Origin of the sequence: Gilliamella sp. B2887 (genome assembly GCF_026537015.1) — a bacterium.
Taxonomy (GTDB): Bacteria; Pseudomonadota; Gammaproteobacteria; order Enterobacterales; family Orbaceae; genus Gilliamella.
Map to the genome: position 1 here is coordinate 62,154 of NZ_JAFNMX010000013.1, position 15,351 is coordinate 77,504.

The 15,351-nt window shown below is 36.6% G+C and carries 11 protein-coding genes; 4 read left to right on the forward strand and 7 right to left on the reverse strand.

What is annotated here, in order from left to right; translation table 11 throughout:
• Nucleotides 1–548 precede the first annotated feature (548 nt).
• From murB to birA, 3 genes are all read left to right on the forward strand, one after another.
• Nucleotides 549–1,559, forward strand: a complete 1,011-nt coding sequence (gene murB, locus J3U13_RS10130; RefSeq protein WP_267341879.1) for a UDP-N-acetylmuramate dehydrogenase — start codon at nt 549–551, stop codon at nt 1,557–1,559.
• A 100-nt stretch (nt 1,560–1,659) separates the two neighbouring features.
• The gene (locus J3U13_RS10135; protein ID WP_267341880.1) at nt 1,660–2,811 is read left to right on the forward strand and encodes an MFS transporter; all 1,152 of its coding nucleotides are present in this window, start codon (nt 1,660–1,662) and stop codon (nt 2,809–2,811) included.
• Nucleotides 2,777–3,730 carry a bifunctional biotin--[acetyl-CoA-carboxylase] ligase/biotin operon repressor BirA gene (gene birA / locus J3U13_RS10140; protein WP_267341881.1) on the forward strand — a complete coding sequence of 318 codons (954 nt, stop codon included), beginning with the start codon at nt 2,777–2,779 and terminating at the stop codon, nt 3,728–3,730. Before J3U13_RS10135 ends, birA begins: the two co-directional genes overlap by 35 nt.
• A gap of 51 nt (nt 3,731–3,781) precedes the next feature.
• Here birA and J3U13_RS10145 read toward each other — a convergent pair whose 3' ends face one another.
• Nucleotides 3,782–6,118, reverse strand: coding sequence for a zinc/cadmium/mercury/lead-transporting ATPase (locus J3U13_RS10145; protein WP_267341883.1), 2,337 nt, complete (start codon nt 6,116–6,118; stop codon nt 3,782–3,784).
• A 215-nt stretch (nt 6,119–6,333) separates the two neighbouring features.
• On the opposite strand from J3U13_RS10145, the gene J3U13_RS10150 reads away from it, so the two are divergent.
• On the forward strand, nt 6,334–7,542 hold the full coding sequence (locus J3U13_RS10150; protein WP_267341884.1) for an MFS transporter: 1,209 nt from the start codon (nt 6,334–6,336) through the stop codon (nt 7,540–7,542).
• A gap of 70 nt (nt 7,543–7,612) precedes the next feature.
• On the opposite strand, the gene surE is transcribed toward J3U13_RS10150, so the two are convergent.
• The 6 genes from surE to J3U13_RS10180 all read right to left on the reverse strand — a co-directional run.
• Nucleotides 7,613–8,392, reverse strand: a complete 780-nt coding sequence (gene surE, locus J3U13_RS10155) for a 5'/3'-nucleotidase SurE (RefSeq protein ID WP_267341886.1) — start codon at nt 8,390–8,392, stop codon at nt 7,613–7,615.
• An 11-nt stretch (nt 8,393–8,403) separates the two neighbouring features.
• Nucleotides 8,404–9,261, reverse strand: coding sequence for a neutral zinc metallopeptidase (locus tag J3U13_RS10160; RefSeq protein WP_267341887.1), 858 nt, complete (start codon nt 9,259–9,261; stop codon nt 8,404–8,406).
• 251 nt (nt 9,262–9,512) lie between these two features.
• Nucleotides 9,513–10,874, reverse strand: coding sequence for a hypothetical protein (locus J3U13_RS10165; protein ID WP_267341889.1), 1,362 nt, complete (start codon nt 10,872–10,874; stop codon nt 9,513–9,515).
• A 23-nt stretch (nt 10,875–10,897) separates the two neighbouring features.
• Nucleotides 10,898–12,259 (reverse strand): hypothetical protein, encoded by a 1,362-nt coding sequence (locus tag J3U13_RS10170; RefSeq protein ID WP_267341890.1) that lies wholly within the window; start codon nt 12,257–12,259, stop codon nt 10,898–10,900.
• A 1-nt stretch (nt 12,260) separates the two neighbouring features.
• Complete coding sequence (locus tag J3U13_RS10175; protein WP_267341891.1) at nt 12,261–14,771, reverse strand: YwqJ-related putative deaminase; 2,511 nt, start codon at nt 14,769–14,771, stop codon at nt 12,261–12,263.
• A gap of 11 nt (nt 14,772–14,782) precedes the next feature.
• On the reverse strand, nt 14,783–15,351 hold a 569-nt coding region (locus tag J3U13_RS10180; RefSeq protein ID WP_267341892.1), incomplete at its 5' end, for a hypothetical protein.

Below are 15,351 nucleotides of genomic sequence, written 5' to 3' on the forward strand. Positions count from 1 at the left end.
AAACGTATCTTGTTACAAGTTATCTTCATACCGGCATTTTACTATAAGCTTATATGCGTGGGTACGAATTAAGGAACAACAGTCACTCGAACAAGTCTTCATATGTAGCTGTCTATTTTATAATAGTCATTTAAGTAATAACACCCTTGATATGAAATCTAGATGATAACGTCTATTATTTGCACTAAATGTATCTATAAACAATAATCAGTTTAACTGTAATTTTAAAAGACATCACTCAGGCATCTATAATACATGATCTAAAAAAACAAAAAAGATTTAAGCATGACTTTAGCCGTTTATTTGATTAATTGATCCACCAAAGTCGATCATTATCACATTTTTGTAATTAAAATATTAATAAATGTACATATTTTGGATTGCCAATAATCTTATAATGATTCGGGATTAAATAATTAATAATATAAGATTAACCACTGTGATAATATATGCAGCCATAAGTGATAAATTACCCAGTAATATCGAATAAAACATCTAAAACAATTTATTATTGGCTGTCTATTTCCACCCTGATAAGGTTGTAATGAATGAAACAAAGAATCCCAAATACCTTTAATCTTGAAGTTTATGCTCAAAAAGTGGTAACAGTAACTACGGTTGAACAATTAATGCATGTTTGGCAAAATAATCATCAGAATCTACCAATTATGATGCTTGGTGAAGGTAGTAATACGCTTTTTACTTGTGATTTTCAAGGAATTGTGATTGTTAATCGAATTGACGGTATTACTGTTACCGAAACCGAAAAAGCCTGGAATTTAAAAGTGGGTGCGGGCGAAATTTGGCATCAACTTGTATTACATACTATTGCGAATAATATCGCGGGGCTTGAAAATTTAGCGTTAATTCCAGGTTGTGTAGGTTCAGCACCAATTCAAAATATTGGCGCTTATGGCGTTGAGTTTCAAAAAGTGGCAGATTATGTGCAATTATTAGAACTTGCTACTGGAAAAATCATTACGGTAACGGATGGTCAATATGGTTATCGTGAAAGTATTTTTAAACAGCAGTATGCAGATGGGTATGCGGTGATTTATGTCGGGATTAAATTACCTAAACAGTGGCAGCCTGTGTTAACCTATGGCGAATTACGTAACTTTGATCCGAAAAATGTTACCCCTAAGATGATCTTTGATAAAGTTTGTGAAATCCGTCTTAGCAAACTGCCTGATCCTAAGGTGCTAGGAAATGGGGGGAGTTTTTTTAAAAATCCAGTAGTTGACAAAAGAGTTGCCGATAAACTACTTGAAATTTACCCAACCATGCCAATATATCCCCAAGCAGATAATCAAGTCAAACTCGCTGCGGGTTGGCTTATTGATCAATGTGGTTTAAAAGGATTTCAATTAGGTGGTGCTGCAGTGCATCAAAATCAAGCACTAGTATTAGTCAATAAAAATAATGCAACGGCTCAAGATGTGGTTGAGTTAGCGCGTTATGTTCGAAATGCCGTATTGCGAAAATTTTCGGTTAGTCTCTCGCCTGAAATTCGTTTTATTGGCCAAACAGCTGAAATTGATGTAGATAACTTTTTATAACTAACACTGTTATAAATTTAAATTGTCCATCATTTAGGTAGCAAAAAATAATTTATAATCAAGTAACAATTATAATTAAACAACAATATAGTAAAAAACGATGAAACATTCTTATTCATTTCCTATTTTATTAACAAGCTTATTATTTGTGACAATCGCTTTATCGGCACTCAATACCCAAGTGCCGTTATGGTTAGTGCGTAATGAGTTTTCACTAGGGCAAATTGGTTTAGTCGGTTCAAGTTACTTTGCTGGAAACTTGTTTGGTACCATTTTTGCTAATTGGTTTATTGGTAAATTTAACGCTCGTTATACCTATACCTACAGTTGTATTATCTTTGCTATTGCGACTATTGGTTTAAGCTTTTCAATGGATTTTTATAGCTGGGTAATATGGCGATTTTTTATTGGTATTGCCTGTGCAGTAACTTGGGTGGTGATTGAAAGTTGTATTTTAGTAACAGGAACCGTACGTACTCGAGGAAAAATGCTAGCGGTGTATTTAACCACTTATTATTTAGGCACGGTGTTAGGGCAAGCACTATTACAGTATTTTCCGCAGAATGTGTTGTATTTTGGTCTAGTGATTGCTTTATTAATGGGTCTGGCAATATTATTCATTTTGCTGACTCATTATAAATTACCGAAACGCAAAAAAAGCAGTTTTAACATCATTCCTATGATTTTGAATAAACCTTCACGCATTGGTTTGATTGGGTGTGTGATTGCTGGCATGTTGATCGGATCGCTCTATTCTTTATTACCCGCTTATTATTCTCATTTAGGCTATAACGACACTCAAGTTGCTAATTGGATGATTTTGCTTATTTTATCAGGAGTGATAGCACAAATGCCGGCTAATTGGTGTGCCGATAAATTTGGTCGACAAGTTGTATTATTGTTTGAATCCATATTAATGCTTTTTGCTTGTGTACTGTTGATATTTAATTGGTTTGATACATTAGCCATTATCTTGTTAGGAGCAACAATTTACACCATTTATCCTATATCTATGGCATGGGCATGTTCGTGTGTAAGAAAGCAAGATATTGTAGCGATGAATCAAGCCATGTTATTAACTAACACGCTAGGTAGTCTTATTGCTCCAGCAGCGATTGCTTATGTTATGGATAAAACGAATAATACTTATTTATTTGTCAGTTTTGCTATAATCTCACTTTATTTTATTGCTTTATTAGTTAAAAAAAGAGGAATCAATGCGCAGTCACCAAAATGCACTCAAATTAATTGAAATCTTAGCGGACGGCGAATTTCATTCAGGGGAAGAACTTGCAGTGGGTTTTGGAATAACTCGCGCTGGAATCAATAAAAATATGAAAGTGTTGCGCGAATGGGGGCTTGATTTCACATCGGTACAAGGTAAGGGTTACTGTTTAACTGCACCGATCGATTTACTTAAAAAAACTAAAATTGATCATTATTATCAAGCAGACAGTCGTTGCGAGATTTTACCTATTATTGATTCTACCAATCAATATTTACTTGATAAAATTGGGCAACTTTACTCGGGTGATTGTTGTGTAGCGGAATTTCAATCTAAAGCGCGCGGTCGACGTGGGCGTAAATGGTTTTCACCATTTGGTTCTAACCTTTATTTTTCTATGTATTGGCAGTTAGAGCAGGGCGTAGCTGCTGCAATGGGATTGAGCTTAGTTGTCGGGATTGTGATAGCCGATACTTTACGAGAGATATCCGGACAAGATATCAAAGTCAAATGGCCTAATGATCTTTATCTTAACGACCAAAAATTAGCTGGTATATTAATTGAGTTAGCAGGTAAAACTGGCGATTGTGCACATGCAGTAATTGGTATTGGCATCAACTTAATGATGAATAATCCAGATCCTAATATTGTAAACCAAAAATGGGCGAATTTAGGAAAGGTTGATCGTAATTTACTTGTTGCGTGCATTGTCAAAAACTTGAATATCAAATTATCTGAATTTGAAAAACAAGGCCTAGCGTTTTTTATAAACGATTGGAAACGATTAGATAACTTTGCTAATCGACCTGTAAAGCTGCTTATTGGTAATAATATTATCCGTGGTATTGCTAAAGGTATTAATGAGCAAGGTGCTTTAATGCTTGAACAAGATGGAAAAATCTATGCACATATTGGCGGTGAAATCTCATTGCGTGGTGATGATTAACCAATAAAAAACTATTCCATTTATTACATGGAATAGTTTTTAAATAGCGAGTTAAATTTTGTTTTTTTTACTTTTAAAACCTAGTACTCGCAAAGCATTGGCTGTCACAATGGCGGTTGTTCCGGAATCGGCTAATACCGCTAACCACAATCCAGTATAACCAAATAGACTTGTTATTAAAAACACTAACTTGATACCCAATGCAAGGGTAATATTTTGCTTAATATTACGGTTAGCAAAGCGGGTTAAACAAATTAAATTAGGCAAACTGAGCAAGCTATTTTTGGTTAATGCGGCATCCGCTGCTTCTAACGCTACATCGGTACCGCTGCCCATAGCAATGCCCACTGTAGCCGCTTTCATTGCAGGTGAATCGTTGATGCCATCCCCAACCATTGCAATGGAAGTCATGTTACGAATTTTTTCAATTTCGATCAGTTTGTCTGCTGGTAATAACTCTGCACGATAATCAATTCCCAATTCGTTTGCAATGGCTTTTGCCGCACGTTGATTATCACCAGTAAGCATTAAGGTTTTAAGACCCAGATCATCAAGAGCTTTTATTGCAGTCATGGAATCAGCACGTAACACATCTTGCAAGGCGATCATTCCTACTAAGTTCTGTTGTGTCACAACCACCACTACGGTTTTACCTGTGCTTTCAAGTTGATGGATTTTTTGCGCATCTTCATCATTTAATGGTTCGGATACCACGGTTACTTTATTGGGTGCAACAATATAATAAGTTTGATTATCGATATTGCCTTCAATCCCTACTCCCGCAATGGCTTTACGATCACTCGCCTCACTTACTTCAATCTGATGTTGGATTGCATAATCAACGATGGCTTTTGCTAAAGGATGATGCGAACCGCTTTCAATTGCCGCCGCAAGGGTCAGTAATTGTTGTGAGGTAACAGATTGAGCTATGACATCGGTGACTTTTGGCTTGCCTTCGGTTAGGGTTCCAGTCTTATCAAATGCCACCATTTTGATTGAACCAATATGTTCCAAAGCCGCTCCACCTTTAATTAATACACCTTGCTTGGCCGCATTGGATAGGGCAGATGTGATGACGGCCGGCGTTGAAATTACCAATGCACAAGGACAACCAATTAATAATAACGTCAATCCTCGATATACCCAAGTATACCAATCTTGATTAAGTAGTAGGGGAGGAATGACAATCACCAACAATGCAAACACGGCGATAGCTGGGGTATAGTAGCGGCTAAATTTATCAATAAATCGCTCAATGGGTGCTTTACGTTCTTCAGCATCTTCAATTAATTGTAAAATGCGATCTACGGCATTTTGTCCAGATTGCGAAATGACTTTAAGTTTAATGGTATTATCAACAACCAGCGATCCTGCCAAAATTTTATCCCCGGATAGATAATTGACCGGAATGGATTCACCTGTTAAGGCACTTTCATCAATGCTGGCCTGTTCACTCATTAAAATCACGTCAGCAGGTAGTCGTCCTCCTGATGAAATTTCGATAATATCGTCAGGTTTCAAACTATGACTTGCAACGGTTTTTCTTTTACCATCAATAATGAGCACCGTTTCTTGAGGCATTAAATGCGCAAGTGATGAAATCCCTTTTTTAGCTTTACTGGTTGCAAAGCCTTCTAACATTTCACCTATCATAAACAAAAAAAGTACCATGGTGGCTTCTTCAGCAGCGCCAATGAAAAGCGCACCTAAAGCTGATATACTCATCAATGATTCAATGGCAAATGGTGTACCACTACGCGTTAATATTAAAGCTTCTTTCAAAATCGGTACTAAGCCGACAATTGCAGTAATGATAAAAGCATATTCCCCGGCTGTGTGATTCGCTAATAAAATAAGATAACTTATCACAATGAAAGAGCCTAAAATTCCTAATGGTAGGAAGGCTTTTTTATCAAAACTATGAGAATGCTCATGATGATGAGCCTGATTGGGTGTGGTTTCAAAAATCGGGGTATAACCTAATTCTATCACTTTGTCTTCAATCGTTTTTATTACGGTTTCATCATGCTTAGGAACAAAAACGATTAACTTTTCAGTAGAAAAAATAATTTTGGTTTGATGAATATTTGGTAGTGTTTTTACAGCATTTTCGATTTTACTTGCACAATGAGCGCAATCCATACCATTGATTTTCCAGGTTAATTTAACATTCTGGCTTTTCCGCTCAGGATCTTCCGGAGGATCTTCTATCTCATTTTTTTTCGTTGAACCTTCATTTTCACAGCCATGGCTTGCACCGTGATTGTCATTTGCATCATGGGAATGATGATTATCATGTCTATGATTGTGGGCAATATTTTGACAATCCTTATGACAATGGGCATGATTTTCATGATGGAGTTGTATATAATTGTTATTATATAACATAACGTTACCTCTTCTTATGGATGATTTTGATTGTACGCCTAAAAAAATAAAAAGAAATCTTTTTTTTATTTCATTGCTGGGGTAGATCTTAAATATTGAGTACAAGATAAGCTAAAAATTAAATCTCAAAGTTATCCATTTTATTTCTTTCTTTCACTGTATACCGTTCTTTTTTATGTTTATAATTGTACAAAATAAAATGATAGAGAAAGTTTATGTCTAAAGCTTCATCCTTTCGTCAAAAACAGAGTATTGTCTTTTTGGCCTTTCTAATTACGACCTTTATTGTCGGTATTGCAGGCGCTTTGCAATCCCCTACATTAAGTCGTTTCTTAACATTTGAAGTGAATGTCAATTCCCATTTAGTCGGGTTGTTCTTCTCGATAAATGCTTTAGCAAGCATTGTTGGTAGTTTTCTATTAGCAAAATATTCTGACAAAAAAGGGGATAGGCGCTATATTGTTATATTTTGCTGTTTAATGGGCGTTGCCAATAGTGTTACTTTTGCTTTTACGCGTCACTATTTTATATTGATCACGCTAGGTGTTCTCTTTGCCGCATTATCATCGGCTGCCATGCCACAAATTTTTGCTCTAGCACGTGAATATGCAGTAAAATCAGGGCGTAATGTGGTTGCTTTTAACTCATTAATACGTGCTCAGTTATCATTGGCATGGGTATTTGGTCCGCCAATATCATTCGGTTTAGCTTTAGGGTTTGGCTTTACTGTCATGTATTTAACTGCAATGTCCATGTTTATAATAGCGATGTTATGTGTTGCGATATTCTTACCATCGGTCGAAAAAAATCCTACCTCACAACTCAGCAGCGCAGCAGATTTACAAGCGACCAATGTACCACTTTGGAAAAATTGGAATGTGGTTTGTTTATTATTATCCACGGTATTTATGTGGACGGCTAACATGATGTACATTATCGACATGCCACTCTACGTTGATCTCGTTTTACATCTTCCCGACTCTTTACCCGGTATTTTAATGGGATTGGCTGCTGGTATTGAAATCCCCGTGATGCTCATTGCAGGATTTTTAGTGCCTTATTTGGGCAAACGAAATTTATTTTTTATTGCCATTACAAGTGGATTCATTTTTTATATTGGTATGATTTTTTGTACTGGCAAAGTTGCTTTATTGGCGCTACAGTTGTTTAACGCAGTATTTATAGGAATTGTAGCAAATATTGGCATTATCTACTTTCAGGATCTGTTGCCAACCAGAATGGGTGTTGCCTCAACACTCTTTAATAATGGGATTATTTTTAGCGTTATACTGGCAGGTATGTTGCAGGGGTTTGTTTCTCAAGCCTATGGGCATGAAGTTATCTATTGGATAGCGCTAGTGATGGTTGCAATATCATTACTGTTTTGTGCACTGGTTAAAAATGAAAAAACTAAAGATAGTTAATCACTAACCGATTAACCTTTACTCATTCGTCTTCCAAAATATTGGAAGACGACTTCACAATCAACCATTATCACTCAAATTTAGCTAACAACTTTTCATAGAAAACATAATCTGTTCTTTCATAACCAAGCGGTGTAATAGCGATAAAATGATTATTAGCAGCATCTAACTCTTTATTATCATCATCAAAAACCTGCTGATTACGCTTGGCTCTAAACCAATAATAATCATGACCTTCAGGATCTTGAGTCGGTGCCACCACAAAACGACTTACATCACATTCACCTTGCTTAGTAATTTTTAATCCTCTAATTTGGTGAGGATCGCAAGCAGGAAAATTAACATTAAAACAGACCTTTTTCGGGATAGATAACGACAACAGTTTACGAATGACCGATTCAGCATGATGCGTAGCACAATCCCAGACCGTTGGTTGGTGATCTTCAGTAGAGTATTGGCTTAAGGCTATTGATGGTATGCCTAAAACTGTTGCCATCATAGCACCGCCAACGGTACCAGATAAAACTGTTTCAAATCCCACATTCGAACCGTTATTAATACCTGATAACACCAAATCGGGTAAATTATTGACCAATAAATGTTTAATAGCAAATAACGAACAATCAGCAGGGGTACCATAAACCGCGTATTCTCGTTCATTACGCTGTGCCACTCGAAATGGTGTTTTTAAACTGACTGAACAAGATACGCCACTTTGATCAATCGCGGGTGCGACTACCCAAACTTCATGAGCAATTTTATTCGCCACATCCTTTAAAATTTTAATGCCTGATGCATCAATACCATCATCATTAATTAACAAAACGCGTTTTATTACTTTATGAAACATTTTTTATTTCCTTATTCGGCAAAAGTATTACATTGATTGATATCACCACTATCGAAACCTCGTTTAAACCAAGTATAACGTTGCTTGGAGCTTCCATGTGTAAAACTGTCTGGTACAACATACCCCTTACTTTGACGTTGTAAGCGATCATCACCAATAGCTTCAGCAGTTTTTAAAGCTTGTTCAATATCACCAACGTCCAAAATATTTTTTTGTTGCATTGCGTGCCCCCACAATCCGGCAAAGCAATCGGCCTGTAGCTCTAATTTAACCGATAAATGATTAACAAAAACTTCAGATTGCCCCTGTTTTAATTGTTCGATTTTATTGAATACGCCGAGCAAATTTTGCACATGATGACCAATTTCATGTGCTATGACATAACCTTGTGCAAAGTCACCACCACCACCAAGTTGCCGTTTCATCTCTTGGTAAAATGAAATATCTAAATACACGGTTTTATCAACACTACAATAAAATGGTCCCATAAACGTTTGACCAACGCCACACGATGTGCTTGTTGAACCTGTATATAAGACTAATTTGGGAGGGGTATATGTTCTACCTAAACGATTAAACGCTTGTTGCCAGTAATCTTCAGTACTTGCTAAAATGACGGATGTAAATTTAGCCGCATCCTCATCATTAATTGAATATTCATTTGAGTTTAGTGAGGAATTATCCGTTTCAATTAGATCTGAATTAAGTAATCCAGTCAAATCAACACCATAATAACCAGCGACTAGTACCACAATAAATAAAACAACTCGACCTTTGCCACTCATTGGGATCCGAATTCCTGAATTGCTTCCATATTGTGAGCGGCGATCTTCAATATTATCACTCTCTCTTTGATCTCTCCAACGCATAGGAAATACCTCATCAGTTTTCGTAAAATTATTTTAAAGGATAAAAGGAAAGGTTACTAGATTAAGTTAATTGATATTAAATCTGTTAACTTAATAATTAAGGTGGTATGTAACTAATGATAGAGATAATGAACCAATTAAAAGTAAATCTATCTTATTAATTATCTAAAAATCAACTTTTACCAAATAGTGTTGAAGGTGCGAATTAAGTTAAATTCACACTATCATTTTATTCCTTTGCATTCGAGGGCTTAACCTTGATAACGCTTTTCAAACTCTTGCAACGTTTCGGATATCAGTTTGATGTCACAATGCAGTTTGGATTGCAGGTGGATCAATAGCGTCCATAAGGCTTGATTGCGGGCTTCACGGCGTTGGTAAGCACCGTTTTGAGTTTGATTATCGGTTGGTTGGGGGTCAGCTCTGAACTCTTTTTTTTCTTTGATCGATAATTTTTTTAAATGACTCAATTGTGCCAGTTTTGCCAGTAACTCAACAGGCAAATTATGTTGCCGTAACTCAAGTTCAGTAATTTGCTCAAGCGGTAACGCATTGAAAAGAAAGTTAAAGTCGTTTTGATTGACATCGGCAATTATTTTGCCATCTTGTTTAAAATAGAAAAACACAATACCTGAATTTGCATAAAATCTAATGTCACAATTTTGTTGAGCTTGTAGTGCAAATAATAATTGTAACAGGGCATGATTACGTTCATCGCACTGTTGTTGTTTGATTGCTCTTTCTTTTTCTGGCAAGTCTGCAAGTTGATAGTCACTTACCCCGCATTCTTTAAAAAAAATAGATTGCAAATTGGGTAGATCCATTAATTTATTCAGTACCGGCAAAGATAAATTTTCAGTGGATAACTCTAATTTTTTAATCGACTGAAAATCAGCATGGTGCATAAAATAATTAAAATCATGATCACTTAAAACGTACAGCGAAATCTCCTCCGCCAAGGGATAATCAGCCAGCAATCCACTTAAACTGTTGGCGGGTAACGGGATATCATCACGCGAAATCAACTTATCTAAGCACGCCATATCGTTAGCACTTAAAAGGCACGACTTAATTTGATTCTGGTCATTGATTTCGAGTGTAAAACGCGTCAGTGAATTCGCATTTTTTTTTCGGCAGTTTATATTCATAAGCTGCTTATAATTCCATTCGAATTTACATTGATTGTCATCATATATGGTTTCATAACGACGTATTAATCCCGACCCATCGGCATACCAACTTATCATCTCTACAACATAACCATCGTTCCATAATAACTCTGAACTGACAAAACCATTACGATATCCATTGGTGATACCGGTAAAAAGTTTTCCTTGGTAATAGACAGGGTTTTCAAAATCATGCTCATCATCAATCACACTATAATCAATTTTTATTTCATAATGTTGTTTAAAAAACCCAAAATCCTGCTCAGCGGTAATTTTGCCTTCGGTAATTTGATAGACTTTAAACAGTTTTTGTTGCCGGTGGTCATAAGCCAAACCGGTAAATAGGACATCATTTAAAAAATAAATACCCTGAATGATTTGTAAATGACTTAATTCCACCCGTACAGGTTGGTTAACGACTTTTATCGTGTTTGTTGTGTTCATTTTATTCCTTTGCATTCGAGGGTTTAACCTTGATAACGCTTTTCAAACTCTTGCAACGTTTCGGATATCAGTTTGATATCACAATGCAGTTTGGATTGCAGGTGGATTAATAGCGTCCATAAGGCTTGATTGCGGGTTTCACGGCGTTGGTAAGCACCGTTTTGAGTTTGATTATCGGTTGGTTGGGGGTCAGCTCTGAACTCTTTTTTTTCTTTGATCGATAATTTTTTTAAATGACTCAATTGTGCCAGTTTTGCCAGTAACTCAACAGGCAAATTATGTTGCCGTAACTCAAGTTCAGTAATTTGCTCAAGCGGTAACGCATTGAAAAGAAAGTTAAAGTCGTTTTGATTGACATCGGCAATTATTTCGCTATTCTGTTTGGAATAGAAAAACAGCAGACCTGATCTTGAATTAAGCTGGATATCACAATTTTGTTGAGCTTGTAGTGCAAATAATAATTGTAACAGGGCATGATTACGCTCATCGCACTGTTGTTGTTTGATTGCTCTTTCTTTTTCTGGCAAGTCTGCAAGTTGATAGTCACTTACCCCATTTTCTTTAAAAAAAATAGATTGCAAATTGGGTAGATCCATTAATTTGTTCAGTACCGGCAAAGATAAATTTTGAGTGGATAACTCTAATTTTTTAATCGACTGAAAATCAGCATGGTGCATAAAATAATTAAAATCATGATCACTTAAAACGTACAGCGAAATCTCCTCCGCTAAGGGATAATCAGCCAGCAATCCACTTAAACTGTTGGCGGGTAACGGGATATCATCACGCGAAATCAACTTATCTAAGCACGCCATATCGTTAGCACTTAAAAGGCACGACTTAATTTGGTTCTGGTCATTGATTTCGAGCGTAAAACGCGTCAGTGAATTCGCATTTTTTTTTCGGCAGTTTATATTCATAAGCTGCTTATAATTCCATTCGAATTTACATTGATTGTCATCATATTTGGTTTTATAGTGACGTATTAATCCCGACCCATCGGTATACCAACTCATCATCTCTACAACATAACCATCGTTCCATAATAACTCTGAACTGACAAAACCATTACGATATTCATTGGTGATACCGGTAAAAAGTTTTCCTTGGTAATAGATTGGGTTTTCAAAATCATGCTCATCATCAATCACATCATAATCAATTTTTATTTCATAATGTTGTTTAAAAAACCCAAAATCCTGCTCAGCGGTAATTTTGCCTTCGGTGATTTGATAGACTTTAAACAACTTTTGTTGCCGGTGGTCATAAGCCAAACCGGTAAATAGGACATCATTTAAAAAATAAACACCCTGAATGATTTGTAAATGACTTAATTCCACCCGTACAGGTTGGTTAACGACTTTTATCGTGTTTGTTGTGTTCATTTTATTCTCCTTTTCGTCCTGTATGAATGTTAATTCGGGGATCTAATATACCACTACAATTAGCACAGGCTACAAATTCACTTAAAAAATCCTCTTTGCTCGGTCGATTGGTTTTAAGGGTGTAGACATCAATATCTTTTAAATATTCTTCTGGATCTAACCGTTGTGCGCGCAGCTGTTTTAATACATCATCCACCGCTACCACTTCAGCATGGGCACCGGGCATACCATTAAAGTTTTGTAAACGGTCATTATGTTTAACGATATAGCTTCTTATCCACCCTTCAGTTAATTTATCCATTTCACTAGGGTAATATCCATTTAGTGCTGCGATGTATCTGTCTATATCAGTCACTTTAATTGGTGCTGAGCCGTTTGTAAATTCCCCATCTTCAATCACCACTCCTATTTTTTTCGCGGCGTTTAAATCAAACGGTAAATTACCGAACTCGGTTGTATTATGAAATGTGATCCCCTTAATTTCACACGTTGCTCGCGAAATTGCTTTTAAGTCCCTCCAATCAGAACTACTTAAATTCCTTGCCCGAGCCATTGCTTGAAACGCCGCAATATTATTCAGGTGTCTTTCTTCTTTGACCATTGTATTAGCAATGGTTTTATGTACTTGCTCATTGCTATTTCTGGCTATAATTTGTGATGAAGAATGGAGAAGTGATTGTTCTGTTGCTTCAAAACCATTGTTGAAGTTAACGTGTAGATTGAGTTCATATTTAAAAAAAATTTCAGGTTGATATTGTTGCGTTAAAAAGCGTAAATAATTTGGATGGGGGAATAAGATATTTTGTGCAATCGTTGTTGATGAATGGGTGTAATCATTTGGCGCCGGTAATAATTTAAACTCTTGCAATTGCTGGACAGCAACACTTGATTTAGGATAGGTGGCTGATTCGTTTTGGGTTCGATGTGTCGTTATTGCAATTGGTTCTTTGGCTATTACGTTGCCATTTTCGATAAGGAAGGTTTTCGGGTCGTTTAAGAAATTATCGATCTCTTCTCTGGTCATTTGTCGAAGTAAAGAAGCGTCTTCCTTTATAAAATGAAAATTGGCTCTGGTCCCTTTGACATTGATGTAAGTTAACGCGCCAGTGGTGACCCCAGCCGCGAATAAACGAAGAACTCGAGACAGTTTTTCATCAGCTGGAAGGGTTTTATCGTCTAATGTAGAATAAATTGCGGAAGCAACATCGGTAGAAACCATGATAGCCTGCGTACTATCAGCTGCAACTTGACCAATTAACATGGCTTTAACGGTATTGGCTTTAGCCACATTCCCAGCTTGCTGAGATAAAAAGGACAAAGGTCCCCATTTTGTAAACGCCGCCGTTGAACCTAACCCCAATAAATTGGCCACAATGCTTAGGGAATCTAAGCCATCTTCTTTCCAGTTATTGAAACCTGTATCATAACGCTGAGCGATATTTATGGTCGAAGCTGTAATGCCTGCTATTGATGAAGCCGCCAGCCCCCATAGTGCCGCAGTGCCTAATTGTCCGCCTGGTACAAACAATAATATTGCCCCCGCAACGATTGCACCACACATTGCCACCCAAGACAGTGCATTGGAAATGCTATCAAGCCAGGTTGTGCCATCGGTAGTGAATTGATATTCTTCAGAGTAATAGTGATCGTATATACTCCATTGGAGTAGTCCTTCAGCATCATATTTAGGGATTTCTAAAGTAGGGTGGTTAGAACGGAGATAACGGCATTTTAAGGTCCCTTCAGGATAGCGGTTATTGCGTTGCCACTGTTTTAAAGCATTAAGCACCGCTGCTTGTTCATTATCGCCTTTACCAATAAATACGCCGCACCATCCTTGTTGGACAGGACTGGTCCAATCTAATAGATAAGCACTGTCATCTTGATAAAAATAACAGACTTGTAACAGGATTGAGTTGCTATCAGGGTATTGATATGAGTAGTGTCTGGCACTAACGATATTGAAATTATCTTTATGACTATCGGGTATTTTTTTTAGCAAATATTCTAATTTGTCACGGTAAGTGTCCATATTGGTCATACGTTCTTGATATTTGCTGTTTTCTTCTTGATTTAGCTGGCTTTTTGATTCAAGGGATCGAATTAATGCAATTTGTTTTTTTAAGTTATGGAACACACTGAATGGATTTTCTGTTTCATCAAATGAACCCGTGTCATAACTTAAGCATTCTTCATGACTTATCACATTTTGTACGTAAAGAAAAGTTTTCGGATTTTTATCACCTAAACTCTTTTTTACCGTACACACTACAGTATGTGTACCTTGATAAATCCATTCAGTCCCCAACCATTCTGAGGTTTTAGGTCCATAAATAATGTGTTGTTTTTCTTTATCTTCATCGCTGTGATTTACACAGTGCCATTGCACAATTAAATGTTCGACCTCTGTCGCTTTCGGATTAAACTTCTTTAAAAAAAAAGATATTTTTCTATTGGGTGTGACAAACCTTAAGGCTGGTTTGGCAACAATAACATAATCTTCAGTATCCATTGTTTTAAATCCTAATATTTTTTATTATTATTTTTTTGATTCGCTTTGCGTATAAGAAAATGAATTAAATCTTTCTGTTGGTTATAAGGTCCAATTGATTTTTTAATATTTTCTACTGGATCGTTGTGATAGATCTGTTTATAGACTTTAATCGTTTTTGCGACGATTTCTTCGGCATAGCTTAAGTAGTTAATGATTTTCCCCGCATTGCCAATTTCGATTGCTTTATGTAACCGCTGGGCATTGGCTTTGGCTAATATATCGTCTACATCCGGATACGAACAGGCATATTCCATGCCTATAGGGACGTTTTTTAAAACGGCTTTTCCTTCGCGATCCAATTTTCCTTGTCGTAATTCGCCATTTTTAAAGCGTACCACATATTTGGTCATTGGAATTGGGTAACCATCTTCAGTTTCAAGCATCAGTGTGATGCCTTCTTGCCTATCTTGTGCAGTATATAAAGCAGGAACATCGATTGGATCATAATTTAACGTCGCCGGTCCCATTTTTTGCAGAGCATTGCTTTTTATATACACATTATCCGCTGTGCCCAGCTCAATGCCCTCACGGCTGATTT

What these genes read in the sequence shown, in the direction of transcription:
- murB (WP_267341879.1), top strand. Translation starts at nt 549, where the DNA reads ATGAAACAAAGAATCCCAAATACCTTTAATCTTGAAGTTTATGCTCAA.
- J3U13_RS10135 (WP_267341880.1), top strand. Translation starts at nt 1,660, where the DNA reads ATGAAACATTCTTATTCATTTCCTATTTTATTAACAAGCTTATTATTT.
- birA (WP_267341881.1), top strand. Translation starts at nt 2,777, where the DNA reads ATGCGCAGTCACCAAAATGCACTCAAATTAATTGAAATCTTAGCGGAC.
- J3U13_RS10145 (WP_267341883.1), bottom strand. Translation starts at nt 6,118, where the DNA reads ATGTTATATAATAACAATTATATACAACTCCATCATGAAAATCATGCC.
- J3U13_RS10150 (WP_267341884.1), top strand. Translation starts at nt 6,334, where the DNA reads ATGTCTAAAGCTTCATCCTTTCGTCAAAAACAGAGTATTGTCTTTTTG.
- surE (WP_267341886.1), bottom strand. Translation starts at nt 8,392, where the DNA reads ATGTTTCATAAAGTAATAAAACGCGTTTTGTTAATTAATGATGATGGT.
- J3U13_RS10160 (WP_267341887.1), bottom strand. Translation starts at nt 9,261, where the DNA reads ATGCGTTGGAGAGATCAAAGAGAGAGTGATAATATTGAAGATCGCCGC.
- J3U13_RS10165 (WP_267341889.1), bottom strand. Translation starts at nt 10,874, where the DNA reads ATGAACACAACAAACACGATAAAAGTCGTTAACCAACCTGTACGGGTG.
- J3U13_RS10170 (WP_267341890.1), bottom strand. Translation starts at nt 12,259, where the DNA reads ATGAACACAACAAACACGATAAAAGTCGTTAACCAACCTGTACGGGTG.
- J3U13_RS10175 (WP_267341891.1), bottom strand. Translation starts at nt 14,771, where the DNA reads ATGGATACTGAAGATTATGTTATTGTTGCCAAACCAGCCTTAAGGTTT.